11 protein-coding genes and 2 pseudogenes are annotated in these 14,570 nt (G+C 69.9%); 8 read left to right on the forward strand and 5 right to left on the reverse strand.

Annotated features, from left to right (window positions below; all coding sequences use genetic code 11):
- Nucleotides 1–69 precede the first annotated feature (69 nt).
- Genes MKL09_RS13855 through MKL09_RS13875 form a run of 5 tightly spaced genes read left to right on the forward strand, consistent with a single transcriptional unit; the run spans nt 70 to nt 5,185 of the window.
- A complete protein-coding gene (locus MKL09_RS13855; RefSeq protein WP_244020886.1) occupies nt 70–1,134 on the forward strand; it encodes an ABC transporter substrate-binding protein in 1,065 nt (354 codons plus the stop codon).
- 4 nt (nt 1,135–1,138) lie between these two features.
- Nucleotides 1,139–2,065, forward strand: coding sequence for an ABC transporter permease (locus tag MKL09_RS13860; RefSeq protein ID WP_243950967.1), 927 nt, complete (start codon nt 1,139–1,141; stop codon nt 2,063–2,065).
- On the forward strand, nt 2,055–2,861 hold the full coding sequence (locus tag MKL09_RS13865) for an ABC transporter ATP-binding protein (protein ID WP_243950969.1): 807 nt from the start codon (nt 2,055–2,057) through the stop codon (nt 2,859–2,861). The genes MKL09_RS13860 and MKL09_RS13865 overlap by 11 nt, the downstream gene beginning before the upstream one ends.
- A gap of 28 nt (nt 2,862–2,889) precedes the next feature.
- Nucleotides 2,890–4,431: an amidohydrolase family protein gene (locus tag MKL09_RS13870; protein WP_244020892.1), complete on the forward strand. Its 1,542-nt coding sequence runs from the start codon at nt 2,890–2,892 to the stop codon at nt 4,429–4,431.
- A gap of 4 nt (nt 4,432–4,435) precedes the next feature.
- Nucleotides 4,436–5,185: an aspartate/glutamate racemase family protein gene (locus tag MKL09_RS13875; protein ID WP_243950973.1), complete on the forward strand. Its 750-nt coding sequence runs from the start codon at nt 4,436–4,438 to the stop codon at nt 5,183–5,185.
- Nucleotides 5,186–5,195: 10 nt separating this feature from the next.
- On the opposite strand, the gene MKL09_RS13880 is transcribed toward MKL09_RS13875, so the two are convergent.
- Nucleotides 5,196–5,921 (reverse strand): aspartate/glutamate racemase family protein, encoded by a 726-nt coding sequence (locus MKL09_RS13880; protein WP_244020895.1) that lies wholly within the window; start codon nt 5,919–5,921, stop codon nt 5,196–5,198.
- Between the two features lie 143 nt (nt 5,922–6,064).
- Here MKL09_RS13880 and MKL09_RS13885 point away from each other — a divergent pair, with 143 nt between their 5' ends.
- The gene (locus MKL09_RS13885; RefSeq protein ID WP_243950977.1) at nt 6,065–7,351 is read left to right on the forward strand and encodes a hydantoinase/carbamoylase family amidase; all 1,287 of its coding nucleotides are present in this window, start codon (nt 6,065–6,067) and stop codon (nt 7,349–7,351) included.
- Between the two features lie 10 nt (nt 7,352–7,361).
- Here the strand turns inward: MKL09_RS13885 and MKL09_RS13890 are convergent, their stop codons facing one another.
- Complete coding sequence (locus MKL09_RS13890; RefSeq protein ID WP_244020898.1) at nt 7,362–8,681, reverse strand: dihydroorotase; 1,320 nt, start codon at nt 8,679–8,681, stop codon at nt 7,362–7,364.
- Between the two features lie 13 nt (nt 8,682–8,694).
- On the reverse strand, nt 8,695–9,375 hold the full coding sequence (locus MKL09_RS13895) for an aspartate/glutamate racemase family protein (protein WP_243950981.1): 681 nt from the start codon (nt 9,373–9,375) through the stop codon (nt 8,695–8,697).
- Between the two features lie 142 nt (nt 9,376–9,517).
- Here MKL09_RS13895 and MKL09_RS13900 point away from each other — a divergent pair, with 142 nt between their 5' ends.
- Nucleotides 9,518–10,984 carry an amidohydrolase family protein gene (locus MKL09_RS13900; RefSeq protein ID WP_243950983.1) on the forward strand — a complete coding sequence of 489 codons (1,467 nt, stop codon included), beginning with the start codon at nt 9,518–9,520 and terminating at the stop codon, nt 10,982–10,984.
- 13 nt (nt 10,985–10,997) lie between these two features.
- Here MKL09_RS13900 and MKL09_RS13905 read toward each other — a convergent pair whose 3' ends face one another.
- Nucleotides 10,998–12,590, reverse strand: coding sequence for an ABC transporter substrate-binding protein (locus tag MKL09_RS13905; RefSeq protein WP_243950986.1), 1,593 nt, complete (start codon nt 12,588–12,590; stop codon nt 10,998–11,000).
- A 98-nt stretch (nt 12,591–12,688) separates the two neighbouring features.
- Nucleotides 12,689–13,028: pseudogene (locus MKL09_RS13910) on the reverse strand (transposase); the annotation flags it as partial.
- A 227-nt stretch (nt 13,029–13,255) separates the two neighbouring features.
- Between MKL09_RS13910 and MKL09_RS13915 the strand changes: the two are divergent.
- A pseudogene (locus MKL09_RS13915) lies at nt 13,256–14,280 on the forward strand (DMT family transporter); the annotation flags it as partial.
- Nucleotides 14,281–14,570: the final 290 nt, after the last annotated feature.

Below are 14,570 nucleotides of genomic sequence, written 5' to 3' on the forward strand. Positions count from 1 at the left end.
GCGCGCTCGGTCGGACGCCGGCGCGCACCGCCCGCAAGACCCGACATCCGCCTCCTGAGGAGAGCCGATATGTGCGACCGTCACGGCGAGTACCGCGTTCCCGACTTTTCGCCCGACTTCTCGCGGTTCAAGCCCAGCCGCCGGCGCTTCCTCGGCGGCACCGCCGCCGCGCTCACCTTCGCGGTGGGGCCCGGCATGACCGGCCGGGCCGCGGCCGCCACCGGCATCCGGGCGACCCACGGGACAGGCTTCTGCAACCTGAACTTCTTCCTCGCCGAGGCGATGCAGCTCGCCAAGGATGACGGGCTGACCATCGACTTCGTCAACACGCCGACCTTCTCGGATCAGGTCACCTTCCTCGGCATGGGCCAGGTCGATGCCGGCGTGATGCCCTATACGAGCTTCATGGCCCTCTACGACGCAGGCGCCCCGGTGAAGATCGTGGCGGGCGGCGGCATCGAGGGCTGCGTGCTCGTGGCCCAGCCCGGCCTCGACAGCCCGGAGAAGCTCAAGGGCAAGACGCTCGGCACCTTCCAACTCGATACGCTGGAAGTGCTGCCCTACGACTGGCTGAAGAAGAACGGCGTCGCCTTCAAGGACATCACGGTCCGCTACATGGGCTCGACCCCGGAGGCCGTGGAGGCGTTCCGGGCCGGTGCGCTGGACATCATCTCAACCATCGAGCCCTACGGCACGGCGCTGCTCACCGACGTGAAGGGCGCGGTCAAGCTCTCCGACGGCACCGACATCTACGGCAAGGGCTACACCGACTGCGTGCTGGCGGTGCGCAACGAGCTGATCGCCAAGAATCCGGGCGCCGTGAAGGCCCTGATCAAGGGCATGATGAAGGCCCAGGCCCTGGCCGAGGGCGATCCTCAAGCTGCTTTGAACAAGCTCGTCGGCTCCTACTACAAGACCTCGATGCACAACGCCCAGCTCGCCATGGGCCGGCAGCCCTCGGTGGTGGACGCCCGCAACCAGACGCAGTTCATCCTCGACCGGACCGATTCCGTCGCCGAGATGGGCTACATCAAGAAGAAGCCCGGTCGCGACGCGATCGACTGGACCCTGCTGGAGCAGGTCATCGCCGAGAACCCGGATCTCTACGGCAAGCTCAAGCTGAAGTCGGCCTGAGCGGATGGCCGTCGATCTCGCCCGCGCCGCCGTCCCGCACGTCCGGCCGCGCCTCCCGTTCGGTCAGCGTCTCGCGCTGCCCGACGGCTTCGTCCCGCTCCTGCAACGCACCGGCTGGATGCTGGTCTCGGTCGGCTGCTTCGCCGGCCTCTGGGAGCTGCTCTGGGCGTTCGGCATCGCCGACGCCAAGCTGCTGCCGCCGCCGCACATCTTCCTCGGCAACCTCGCCGAGCAGGCGCGCTTCTTCAACACCGCGCAGCGCTGGCAGATCGGCACCGGCATGAATGCCGGCCCGAGCCCGGCCATGGCGGTGCTGATCACCGTGCTCGCCTCCACGGGCCGGGTTCTGGCGGGCCTCGCCCTGGCCGCGACCCTGTCGATCCTGGTCGGCGTGGCGATCCGCTACGTCGTGCTGTTCGAGCGGCTGACCCTGCCGACCATCACGCTCCTGGCGCCGGTCTCGCCGATCGCGTGGCTGCCGGTGGCGATCTTCATGTTCGGGATCGGCAACGCCCCGGCGATCTTCATGGTGTTCATCGCCCTGTTCTTCACGATGGTCCTCTCGACCATCCACCAGATCGACGGGGTCAACCGGAACTACATCAACGTCGCCCGGACCATGGGCGCGTCGAAGCGCCAGATCTACGCCCGGGTGATCGTGCCGGCGATCCTTCCGGGCCTGCTCGCGGTGCTCCGCCTCAACCTGTTCGGCGCCTGGATGGTGGTGCTGGTCGCCGAGGCGACCGGCGTCGGCTACGGGCTCGGCCAGGTGATCATGCTGGCGCGCAACACCTTCAACCCGTCGCTCGTGTTCTTCACCATCACGCTGATCGGCCTGCTCGGCTTCGCCTTCGACCTGCTGTTCCGGCTGGTCCAGCGGCGGCTGCTGTACTGGCTGCCGCGCGACACGGGGTCCGCCCTTGGCCTCTGATCCCCTCTCCCAGGATGCCGTCTCGTGCCGCGGCGTCGCCAAGGTCTGGGCGTCCGGCACCGCCCGCGCCCACGAGGCCCTGCGCGACATCGACCTCACCGTGCGGCCCGGCGAGTTCGTGGTGTTCCTCGGCCCCTCGGGCTGTGGGAAGAGCACGCTGCTCTACCTGATCGCCGGGCTGGAGGCCGCCTCCGGGGGCGAGCTCCTGGCCTTCGGTGCGCCGGTCACAGGCCCCTCCCCCGAGCGCAGCCTGATCTTCCAGGAGACCTCGCTGCTGCCGTGGCTGAGCGTCTGGCAGAATGTCAGCTTCGGCCTGTCGCTGAAGGGCGTGCCGGAGGCCGAGCGCCGGAGCGTCGCTCGGGCCGCGCTTCAGCGCGTCGGCCTCGCCGAGGCCTTCGACAAGCGGCCGGACGAGCTGTCGGGCGGGATGCGCCAGCGGGTGGCGGTGGCCCGGGCGCTCGCCATGCGCCCGAAGGTGCTGCTGATGGACGAGCCCTTCGCGGCGCTCGACGTCCAGACCCGCCAGAAGATGCAGGATTTCCTGCTCGACGTCTGGCGCGACAGCGGCGCCTCGGTGCTGTTCGTGACCCACCACATCGACGAGGCGGTGGCGCTCGCCGACCGGGTGGTGGTGTTCACCGCCCGCCCCGGGCGGATCAAGACGATCGTCCGCAACGACCTCGCCCGCCCGCGCGATCCGTTCTCCCCCGAGGCCGAGGCGATGCGGCGGCATCTCACCGAGCTCCTTCGCGACGAGGTCGACCGGGCCTTCGCCGAGCAGGAAGCGCTCGTCTGACCCTTTCCCAATCAAGATGGACCCAGCCATGGCCACATCGCTGATCCGCAGCCGGCGGATGATCACCCGCACCCTCGACCACGATCGCTGGGAGGAGATTGCCGACGGCGCGGTGCTGCAGAAAGACGGGGTGATCGAGGCGGTCGGCACCTACGCAGATCTGCACGCCCGCTATCCCGACGCGCCGGTGATCGGCTCCGGCCGCGAGATCCTGCTGCCGGGCTTCGTCAACGGCCACCACCATGTCGGCCTCACGCCGGTGCAGCTCGGCTCCCCCGACATGCCCCTGGAGCTGTGGTTCGTCACCCGCATGGTGGCGCGCAACCTGAACCTCTACCTCGACACCCTGTACTCGGCCTTCGAGATGGTCGGCTCCGGGATCACCACGGTCCAGCACATCCACGGCTGGATGCCCGGCAGCCTGAAGGAAGTCGAGGCGCGCTCCAACGAAGTGCTGCGCGCCTATCGCGACATCGGCATGCGGGTCTCGTACTGCTTCGCGGTCCGCGACCAGAACCGCCTCGTCTACCAAGCGGACATGGACTTCGTGGCGAGCCTACCGGCCCCGCTGCAGGACCCGATGAAGCGCTGGTTCGAGCGCTTCCAGATGTCTCTGGAGGATAATTTTTCCCTCTTTCGCAGCCTGCACAGCGGACAGGAAGGCGCCACCCGGGCCAAGATCCAGCTGGCGCCGGCCAACCTGCACTGGTGCTCGGACGCGGCCCTCGAAGGGCTCGCCGGGCTGTCGGAATCCTACGACGTGCCGATGCACATGCATCTCGTCGAGACCGCCTATCAGAAGGCCTATGCCGAGAAGCGCGGCGGCGGCACCGCCCTCGACTATCTCGACCGGTTCGGCATGCTTGGTCCGCGCCTGACGCTCGGCCACGGCGTCTGGCTCAACGAATCCGATATCGACCGGGTGGCCGCGACCGGCACCTGCATCTGCCACAATTGTTCGTCGAACTTCCGGCTGCGCTCCGGCGTGGCGGCGCTCAACCGCTTCGAGGCGAAGGGCATCAACACCGCGATCGGCCTCGACGAGGCTGGCATCAACGACGACCGCGACATGCTCCAGGAGATGCGCCTCGTGCTGCGCGCCCACCGAGTGCCCGGCATGGACGAGGCCGACGTGCCCAGCATGGTGCAGGTGCTGCGCATGGCCACCGTCGGCGGCGCCCGCACCACCCCCTACGGCGAGAGCCTCGGCACGATCGAAGTCGGCAAGGGCGCCGACCTCGTCCTGCTCGACTGGGACCAGATCGCCTACCCCTATCTCGATCCGGAGACACCACTCCTCGACGCGGTGATCCAGCGGGCCAAGACCGGGGGCGTCACCACGGTGCTGTGCGACGGCGAGGTGCTCTACGCGGACGGGCGCTTCACCCGGGTCGACCGGGACGCGGCCCTGAAGGCGCTGCACGACGACCTGTCGCGGGCGCTGTCGGACGACGAAGTCGAGCGGCGCCAGCTCTCCAAGGCCCTGCTGCCGCACGCCCGCCGCTTCTACGCCGACTACATCGACCCGTCGCGGCACGAGCCGTTCTACCGCCCGAGCTCGCGCGTCTGACGGCGTGCGGCTCCTCCTTATCAACCCGAACACCTCGGCCGCGATGACGGCCCGCATGGAGCGGGAAGCGGCGGCCGTGCTTGCTCCCGACGTGACGCTCACCGGGCTGACGGCCGCCCGGGGCCTGCCCTACATCGCGAGCCGCGCGGAGGCGCAGCTCGCCGGTGGAGCGGTGCTGGAGACCCTGGCCGAGCATCAAGCCGGCTACGACGCCGCCGTGATCGCTGCCTTCGGGGATCCCGGGCTGATCGCGGCGCGGGAGCTGTTCGACCTGCCCATCGTCGGCATGGCCGAGGCCGCGATGCTGACCGCCTGCCTGCTCGGCCAGCGCTTCGGCCTCGTGACCTTTTCGGGCACGCTGCTGCCCTGGTACGAAGATGCCGTAGCCCTCTCCGGCCTCTCGGCCCGCTGCGCCTGCGTCCGGGCGGTCGCGGCTGCGTTCCGCTCGGTCGCTGAGGTCCAGCACGAGTTGGAGGACGAGATCGTCGCCCTGGCCAATCGGGCCGTCACCGAGGACGGAGCCGATACGGTGATCCTGGCCGGCGCCCCGCTGACCGGCCTCGCCGTGCGGGTCAGAGACCTGGTGCCGGTACCGCTGATCGATCCGCTGGCGGCCGCCCTCGGTCAGGCGCAGGCGGTGGTTCGGCTCGGTGCGCGTCCGCCGCGCGCGGGCCGCTTTGCCCGGCCTCCGGCCAAGCCTGCCACCGGGCTGGCACCGGCGCTGCGGCGCTGGATCGAGCGGGACGACGGCTGATTGACGCCGCTCAATGCGGCGCGAACAGGCTGCCCCAGCCGGTGATCCCTGCGGTCTCTAGCCCGGCGAGGTCCATCGCCTTCCACAGGCTGACCGCCACGGCATCGAAGACCGGGATCCCGAGTTCCGCCTCCAGGGCGGGCGCGATGGCCGCCCCCGCGAGGTTGGTGCAGACGATGGCGGCCGCCTCGGCGCCCTCGGCCGCCACGGCGCGGACCATCCCGGCGATCTCGACCTCGTCGGCCTCCGCGAAGGCAAAGTTCTCCGACTGGCCGAGATGCCGCTCGGTCGAGCAATCGAGCCCTTCGACCTGCCAATTCGCTTGGATCCGTGCCTGGACGTCGCCCGTATAGGGCGTCACCAGCCCGACGCGCGTGATCCCGCGCCTGCGGAACAGGTCGCGGAAGGCGAGCGCCGAGGTCGAGGCCGGCACGCCGGTCCGCTGCGTGATCGCCTCCGACAGGGCCGCATCGTACGCGAAGCCGAGCCAGGCGCCCGCCGTACCGTTCCACAGGATCGCGGCGACGCGGGCATCGGCCAGCAGGTCCGAGGCGGCCAGCATCGGCGCCTGATCGAACTGATCGCGTGCGGCCGTCGACAGCCCGATCTGCGTCACCCGCAGGCGCGCGAAATGGGCGGTGATCCCGGGTTGCCCGACCAGCATGCGTGCCGTCATCGGCTCGAGGACGCTGTTCGAGGATGGCGTCAGCATCCCGAGCCTGATGGACCGCCGCATGTTCACCTTCAGGCTCTCACCACTACGGCTCAGCGCGAGCCATGCCGGCGCCTTGGCAAGAATCATTCCGACGCGGGCGGCACGGAAGTGGCAGGGTGGTGCCGTCGCGGCTCGGCTCGGAGCTGCACGTCGGGAGTATCGGGATGGACAGGGTATCGGCGATCGACGCGGCGGTCCGTGCGCAGCGCGGCCGGGTGGAAGCCCTGTTCGACGAACTCGCCCGGTGCGGTCGTACGGATCCCGGCTTCACGCGGCCCTCCTATAGCCCGGAGGAGACCGGAGCGCACGCCATCGTAGCGCGCTGCGGCGCCGATCTCGACCTCGCGATCCACCGGGATATCGCCGCCAACACCACCATGACGCTGCCAGGGCAGGATCGGAGCTTACCGCCGATCCTGATCGGCTCCCACCTCGACACCGTGGCGCAGGGGGGGAACTTCGACGGCGCCGCCGGCGTGGTGGCCGGTCTCGCGGCCGTCGCGGCGCTTCGCGCGCTCAGGCTGATCCCGGAGCGCGACATCACCGTCATGGGCGTCCGCGCCGAGGAGAGCGTCTGGTTCCAAGTCTCCTATATTGGCAGCCGGGCGGCGCTCGGAGCCCTGCCGGACGGGGCGCTCGACGTCCCGCGGATCGACAGCGGCCTCAGTCTCGCCGTGCACATCGCCCGGGAGGGCGGTGATCCGGACGCGCTGCGCTGCGGCCGGTCCGCCCTCGACGCCGCCGCGATCCACGCCTTCCTGGAGGTGCATATCGAGCAGGCGCCGAGCCTTGAGGAGGCCGGGATTCCGGTCGGCCTCTGCACCGGGATCCCGGGCAATGTCCGCTACCCCGACGTCCGGATCGTCGGGCGCCACGATCATGTCGGCACGCCTCGCCGCTTCCGCCGCGACGCCGCCATGGCGGGCGCCGAGATCGCCCTGGCCCTCGACCGCGTCTGGGCGGCGCACGAGGCGGCTGGCTGCCCGATGGCGGTCACTTTCGGCCGGTTCCACACTGACACCGCGGTTCATGGCCTGACGACTGTCCCTGGGGCGTTCCACTTCAGCCTCGATATGCGCGCCTACGCGGCCGAGGTGCTGACGGAGCTGGAGGCTGCGTTCCTGGCGGCGGTGAAGGAGGTCTCGGAGCGCCGCGGCGTCACGGTAGCTCTGGGCTCCCGCGCCGAGGCTGGCGTCGGCGTGGTCTCGCCTCGGATCCGTGACGGGCTCGCCGCCGCCGCAGACGCGCTCGGCATCGCCATCCGGCCCCTCGGCAGCCCGGCCTCCCACGACGCCGCCGCTTTCGCCAAGGCCGGCGTGCCGATGGCCATGCTGTTCGTGCGCAACGCCAACGGCAGCCACAACCCGGACGAGGCCATGGCGGTCGACGACCTCCTCGACGCAGTGGCGATCCTGACCGCCTGGCTGGTGGCGGAGGCCTGCGGCGGCTGAGGTTGGCTCGTCAGGCGGCGAAGCGCGCGAGGGCGCCGGTGGGCGTGCCGAGTACCGCGTCGTCGCGCATCACGGGGTGGCCGCGCACGATCGTGGCGACGGGCCAGCCGGTCACGGCGGTGCCGGCGAACGGCGTCCAGCCGCAGGGCGAGACGATCCAGGAATCCTCGATCCGACGCCGCGCCTTCAGGTCCACGAGGGTGAAGTCGGCGTCGTAGCCGGCGGTGATCCGGCCCTTGCCGGCGAGGCCGTAGACCCGGGCCGGGCCGGCAGCCATCAGGTTGACGAGGCGCGCCAGCGACAGGCGCCCGGCCGCGACGTGGTCGAGCATGATTGGCACCAGGGTCTGGACCCCGGTGAGGCCGGCCGGGCAGTCCGGCCAGGGCCGCTCCTTGGCGGCCCGCGCGTGGGGGGCGTGGTCGCTGCCGATCGTATCGACGGTCCCGTCGCGCAAGGCCGCCCAGGCCGCCGCCCGATGCCGCTCGCCGCGGATCGGCGGGTTCATCACGCCGAAGCCGCCCAGCGTGTCGTAGCAGTCCGGGGCCACCTGGGTGAGGTGGTTGACCAGCACCTCGACGGTGGCGACGTCGCGGAAATCGCGTAGGTAGGCGAGTTCCTCGGCCGTCGAGACGTGCAGGATGTGGGTCGCCCGTCCGGTTTTCCGCGCGAGCGCCATGAGGCGCCGCGTGCCCAGGAAGGCGCATTCCTCGTCGCGCCACTCCATGTGGGTCCGGTACGGCTGCCCTCGGCTGAACAGCGTCTTGCGGGCCTGGAGTCGGTCCTCATCCTCGCTGTGGAAGGCCATGCGCCGATGGCCCGAACGCATCGCCCGCTCGAGATGGGCATCGTCCTCGATCATCAGCGCCGCCGTGGAGCTGCCGGCGAAGACTTTGACGGCACAGACCCCCGGCTCGCGCTCCAGCGCGGCGAGGGCGTCGATGTTGGCCTTCGTGCCGGCCACGTAGAGGCCGATGTCGCACCAGCTCCGGCCCACGACGTAATCGCGCTTCCAGGCGAGGCGCTCGGCATCGGCGATCGGCGGGACGGTGTTGGGCATGTCGAACACGGTGGCGATCCCGCCCAGCACCGCGGCGCGGGTGCCGGTCTCGATCGTCTCCACCGCCGGGTCGCCGGGATCGCGCAGGTGCACGTGGCTGTCGATCAGCCCGGGCAGGACGTGCAGGCCCGCGGCGTCGATCACCGACTCCGCGGTGGCATCGGCTGACGACGCGAGGTCCGCGATGCGCCCATCGCGGATGCCGAGATCGATCGTCTCGGTTCCCCACGGTGTGACGCAGGTGCCGCCGCGGATCAGCAGGTCGTAATGCATCGCCGTGTCCTTCTTACGGGGCCGCCCGGAGCAGCACCGCCCCGAGGGCGGCCGCGACCGCCTGCTGGCCGGGCTCGACGACCGGCCGCCCGATGGCCCGCTCGATTCCGGCCCGATGCGGCGCCATGCCGGCGCAGCCGAGCACGAGGACGTCGGCACCGTCGCGCTCGACCAGGGTCTGTGCCGCCGCGATCAGGCGGTCGCGGATGGCCTCCCCCGCCGTCTCGTCCGCCCGCGCCTCGACCGGCCGGCTGCCGGCATAGCGTTCACCGAGGCCCATCTGGCGGACCATCCGGCGCTGGCGCCGAACGCTGCCCTCCGACAGGGCGACAATCCCGAAGCGCTCGCCCAGGGTAAGGGCGCGGAGGATACCCCACTCGGCGATGCCCATCACGGGCCGGCCCCCGGCGACCTCGCGGGCGGTGTGCAGGCCCGGGTCGCTGAAGCAGGCGATGACGAAGGCGTCCGCCGCATCCGCCGCGATGCGCCGGGCCAGCGGCATCACGACGGAATCGGCGTCCTGCTGGGATCCGATGCTCGCCGGCCCCTCGGGCAGGTCTGTCACCGCGATGGCGGGGCCGCCGGCGAGGCGCAGCGGGTCCAGCGCCGCGTCGATGGCGGCGGTCACGCTCGGGGAGGAGTTCGGATTAATGACCAGGATGCGCGCGGACCTGACGGCGCCGAGATGGTGCATGCCGCCTCCTGCTGAACCGGCGCGATGGCCTGCCACTGACGATAGTGGCCGGCGCAATGCGAAACCCGGGCCGTACCGTCCCCGGTGCAACCCGGAAGGCACTGATCTTGCCCACCCCAGCGACCCAAGGGAGAGGTGATCGATGCACGACGACGCAGCGGACGAGTCGACCGGTGTCACCCTGGTGCAGGGAGCCCGATGGGTCGTCGCCTGGGACCCCGACAGCGGCGGCCACATCTATCGCACCGGTGCGGATGTGGTCTTCGCCGACGGCGTCCTCACCCATGTCGGGCCGGGCTATGCGGGGCCACCGCCGGATCGGACCATCGACGCCGCCGGCTGCCTGATCATGCCGGGGCTCGTCGACATCCACACCCATCTGTTCTCGGAGCCGATGAACAAGGGCATGTGGGACGAGGTCGGCAGCCAGCGCCTCTACAACACCTCGCTCTACGAGTACCTGCCGATCCTGCGGCCCGACGCGGAGGGCACGCGGGCGGCCTACGGGGTGGCGCTCGCCGAGCTCGCGTTGTCGGGCGTCACCACGGTCTGCGACCTTGCCCTGCCGAGCGACGGCTGGCTCGATCTCCTGGGTGCCTCGGGCCTGCGGGTCTGCATCGCCCCGATGTTCCGCTCGGGCCGCTGGCTCACCCGGAACGGCCACAGCGTGGAATACGAGTGGGACGCGGCGGCGGGCGAGCGCGGCTTGGAGCAGGCGCTTACCGAGATCGCAGCGGCAGAGCGTCATCCGAGCGGGCGCCTGTCCGGCATGCTCTGCCCGGCCCAGGTCGACACCTGCACGGCGGAGTTGCTGCGGGACGCTCATGCCGAGGCGATCACGCGCGACCTGCGCTTCCATACGCACGCGGCGCAGTCCCTGTCGGAGTTCCACGAGATCACCCGCCGCACCGGGATGACGCCGATCGAGTGGCTCGACGATCTCGGCGTAATCACCGAGCGCACCATCGTGGGCCACGGGATCTTCCTCGACGACCATCCCTGGACCCACTGGCACAGCCCGGGCTCGGACATGCGGCGCCTCGCCGAACGCGGCGCCACGGTCGCCCATTGCCCGACGGTCTTCGCCCGCCGCGGCATCGCGCTTCACCATTTCGGCCGCTACCTACAGGCGGGGGTCAACATGGGCATCGGCACCGATGTCTACCCGCACAACATGCTCGACGAGATGCGCCTCGTCTCGTACCTCGCCCGGGTCGTCGCCGAGAACCCGCGCGATACCCGCGCGGCGGACGTGTTCCACGCCGCCACGGTGGGCGGCGCGAAGGCCCTCGGGCGCGCCGACATCGGACGGCTCGCGCCGGGCTGCAAGGCCGATTTCGTGCTCGTCGACTGTGCGCATCCGGCGATGCGCCCATGTCGCGATCCCGTGCAGTCGCTGATCTACTCGGCCGGCGACCGAGCGGTCCGGCAGGTCATCGTCGGCGGCCGCGAGATCGTGCGCGACGGCCGCGCCCTGACGATCGACTACGCTTCCGCCGCGGCGGCGCTGGAGGAGGCGCAGGGCCGTGCGCTCGCGCAGATCCGGCAGCTCGACTGGGCGGGGCGCGGCCCCGACGCGATCGCGCCGCCGACCTTCCCGGGGCTGTGACGCCCCGGGCTCCTCAGGCGGGCCGCACGTTCCAGAAGGTCGGGAACCCGTCGAGGATGCCGGTGAGGCCGGAGCGGTAGGCGGTCGGCTGCAGGTACTGGCCCAGCGGGTAGTAGGGCACATCCTGCATCGCCTGGAGCTGGATGTCCCGGCAGAGGGCGGCGCGGGCCGCCTCGTCCGGGGCGGTGAACCACGCGTCGCGTAAGGACTCGATCCGCGGGGTCGTGGCCCAGCCGGCATAGCCGGTCTCGCCCGTCCCGCGCAGGGCGATGTAGCCGGCGGGGTTCAGCCAATCCATGCCGGACCAGTTGGTCACGAAGGCGCTCCAGCCGCCCTCGGAGACCGGCCCCTTGCGGTTACGCCGCTGCAGCATCGCGTTGAACTCGACCGCGTAGACCTCGACGGTCATGCCGACGCGCTGGAGCAGGTCGGCCGCGACCTGGCCGAGCGCCAGCAGGGGCGCCGAGTTCGACGGCACCATCAGCAGCACCGTCTCGCCATTGTAGCCGGCGGCCTTCAGCTCGGCGCGCACCCGGGCCGGATCGCGCGCATCGGTGAGCGGCCCGAGCCCGTCCGTCGAGGCCATCGGGGTGTCGGGGCAGAAGAAGCCGAGGGGCACGTGGAACAGGCCGGGATCGTCTACGCCCACGACGCCCTGCATGCAGGCGGTCTGGTCGATCCCGCCCCACAGCGCCCGCCGGATCGCCGGATTGTTGAAGGGCGGCTGCAGATGGTTGACCCGCAGCATCGTGACAAAGCCGGTCGTGTCGAGCACGCGGGTGGTCACGCCCTTCGCAGCCTTAAGCAGGCCGAGCTGGTCATGCGAGGCGTATTCCTGCCAGTCGGCCTCGCCGGCGATCAGCGCGGATGTCGCTGTCGAGGTGTCGCCGATCACCCGCCACTCGACCCGGTCGTAATGGACCACCTTCGGACCCGAGGTCCATGTGGGCGCGCCGTCCTTGCGGGGCACGTAGCCCTCGAAGCGGGTATAGACCGTGCGGTCTCCGGGCACGCGCTCGTCCGCCTTGAAGCGAAACGGGCCTGAGCCGATCAGCTCCGGCACCTGCTGGAACGGGTCGGTGATCGCGAGGCGCTCTGGCATCATGGCGCAGACCGGCACCGAGGCCTTGCCCAGCGCGATCGGCAGCAGCGGGAACGGCTGCTTGAGCTGGAACCGGATGGTCCGGTCGTCGGGCGCCGAGAGTTCGTCGGTCATCGCCATCAGCGAGCCGCCGAACGGATCGCGCTTGGCCCAGCGCCGGAGGGAGGCGACGCAGTCGCGGGCGAGCACCGGGGTGCCGTCGTGGAAGCGCAGGCCCTCGCGCAAGGTCAGGTCCCAGCGGCGCCCGTCCTGCTCGATCCGGTGGCCCTCGACCATCTGCGGCGTGGCGCGGTAAGCGCCGTCCATGCCGTAGAGTGTGTCGAAGACCATGTAGCCGTGGTTGCGGGTGATGTACGCGAAGGTCGTCACCGGATCGAGGGTGACGAGATCCTGCTGCGGGATGAAGCGCAGGGTTGTTGTAGCCTCTGCGCGGACCAGGGATGGTGCCGCGACTGCGCTCGCAACGACGGCTCCGGCTCCCTGCAACAGCGTACGCCGCTTCATCGGACAACCCCACTTTGCGCGGGCGGTGATTGGACAACCGCTCGCGGTAGTCCGGTACGATCACCAGACCCGGCAACCCGCAGGCTTGCAGGAACGAGGCCGCGGTCCGTCGGATTCGCCCGTCGAGGGTACCCCTTTGCCGGCAGGCTGGCACTGTCGGAGACTGTGCGCGACCAATCGAGCACATCGGCATCCTGAAGTTGCGCCAGCTTCGCGCGGTGCGGGGCCGCCGAGCCGCCGCGAAATCGTCTTGCCGACGCAGCCAACCTCGGAACGCGGTGAATGCTTCCACAGCATCCCGGTACGCAAGATCAGGATGATGCCTGCCAGCGCCGCCTCGTCCGAGGCGCGCGGCCTCCCGCCTTTCGGTTGCTCAAGCTCAGATGGCAGGAGCGGCTCGCCCCCCGCCCAGAGGTCGTCGGATACTTGCGCGTCTATACCCGCCTAATTTGCCTACTGCGGATTTGTTCGGCGTTCTCAGGCCTCCGCGCTTGTCCAATCGCGTCCGCTCATGATTCATTGTCGAGGCTAGCCCGATGACCGGATTGGGCGCAAAGCCGAAGGTCCGCTTCTGGGCGTCGACCCAACTTCCGCTGTCCACCCTTTGCAGAAGGTCGGAAGGTCCGCTCTCCGGCACTCGATGAAATCCTGCTACAGTTGCGGGGATGAAACACGTCCATTCCCACCTGTGGCCTGGGGTGCCGCTGGCCCTCGTTTCGGCCGTCCTGTTCGGTGCCTCTACCCCGTTCGCGAAGCTCCTGCTCGGTACGGTGTCGCCCCAACTGCTCGCGGGGCTGCTCTACCTCGGTGCAGGCGTCGGTCTGGCAGCTGTGCATGGCGGCCGGGCTGCCCTTGGCGTTCCGGCCCAGGAAGCTCCTCTGCGCCGTCACGATCTTCCGTGGCTGGCCGCGGTGGTGCTGTTCGGTGGGCTGGCAGGACCGCTACTGCTGATGCTGGGGCTGTCGTACACCTCTGCCGCTTCTGGGTCGCTGCTGCTCAACCTTGAAGGGCTGGCGACCATGCTCATCGCTTGGGTGGTATTTCGGGAGAACCTTGATCGACGTCTGCTGCTCGGCGCGTTCGCCATTCTCGCGGGCGCGGCCGTACTGTCGTGGAGCAGCGAGGGGATACGCCTCGACGCAGGCGCAGCGTTCATCGCCGCAGCCTGTCTGGCCTGAGGCATCGACAATAACCTGACCCGCAAGCTCTCCTCGGCCGACCCCGTGGTGACGGCCGCGATCAAGGGGTGGTGGCGGGCAGCGTCAACGTCGTCCTGGCGCTGCTACTGGGTGCGGACGCGCCGCCCGTAGCGACAATCGGAGCGACAGAGGTGGTCGGCTTCCTTGGCGTCGGGGTGAGCCTCGTCCTGTTCATGCTGGCGCTGCGTCACCTCGGTGCAGCCCGCACTGGAGCCTACTTCTCCCTCGCGCCGTTCATCGGCGCGGTGATCGCCGTCGCGCTGCTGCACGAGCTGGTGACGATTCAGCTTGTCGTGGCCGGCCTGCTGATGGGAGGGGGTCTATGGCTGCACCTGGCGGAGCGGCACGAGCACGAGCACGCCCACGAGGTGATGGAGCACGAGCACGTCCACGTACACGACGAGCACCATCAGCATCATCACGAGGGGCCAGTGATGGAGCCGCACTCGCACTGGCATAGACACGAGCCGAGGCGCCAGCACGCTCGGCCAGTAGGCGCTGCATCACCTCACCATGCCGCGCCATCTCGGCGTCAATCGCCTCTACAGGCCGATTCTGTGAAGGGAAAGAAACCACGGTGCTCATGGGCATCCGTCACTAGCATATTCTGCCAGCAAGATCAGTGACTTGTGGGTCACTGCCTGGGGATGCTTTGGGGCCTTTTTGTGGGGGCTGGTACCCCGGAATTTGCCCGCCTGGTTCAATACAAGAGTAGGGTTTCTGAGAGGCCAAAAACGCGCAAGAGCCGGGCTGCGCGTCGGCGCGGGACCTCCGCAGCCTT

It is taken from the genome of Methylobacterium sp. J-048 (assembly GCF_022829515.1).
Lineage (GTDB): Bacteria > Pseudomonadota > Alphaproteobacteria > Rhizobiales > Beijerinckiaceae > Methylobacterium.

What these genes read in the sequence shown, in the direction of transcription:
- MKL09_RS13855 (WP_244020886.1), top strand. Translation starts at nt 70, where the DNA reads ATGTGCGACCGTCACGGCGAGTACCGCGTTCCCGACTTTTCGCCCGAC.
- MKL09_RS13860 (WP_243950967.1), top strand. Translation starts at nt 1,139, where the DNA reads ATGGCCGTCGATCTCGCCCGCGCCGCCGTCCCGCACGTCCGGCCGCGC.
- MKL09_RS13870 (WP_244020892.1), top strand. Translation starts at nt 2,890, where the DNA reads ATGGCCACATCGCTGATCCGCAGCCGGCGGATGATCACCCGCACCCTC.
- MKL09_RS13880 (WP_244020895.1), bottom strand. Translation starts at nt 5,921, where the DNA reads ATGCGGCGGTCCATCAGGCTCGGGATGCTGACGCCATCCTCGAACAGC.
- MKL09_RS13885 (WP_243950977.1), top strand. Translation starts at nt 6,065, where the DNA reads ATGGACAGGGTATCGGCGATCGACGCGGCGGTCCGTGCGCAGCGCGGC.
- MKL09_RS13890 (WP_244020898.1), bottom strand. Translation starts at nt 8,681, where the DNA reads ATGCATTACGACCTGCTGATCCGCGGCGGCACCTGCGTCACACCGTGG.
- MKL09_RS13895 (WP_243950981.1), bottom strand. Translation starts at nt 9,375, where the DNA reads ATGCACCATCTCGGCGCCGTCAGGTCCGCGCGCATCCTGGTCATTAAT.
- MKL09_RS13900 (WP_243950983.1), top strand. Translation starts at nt 9,518, where the DNA reads ATGCACGACGACGCAGCGGACGAGTCGACCGGTGTCACCCTGGTGCAG.
- MKL09_RS13905 (WP_243950986.1), bottom strand. Translation starts at nt 12,590, where the DNA reads ATGAAGCGGCGTACGCTGTTGCAGGGAGCCGGAGCCGTCGTTGCGAGC.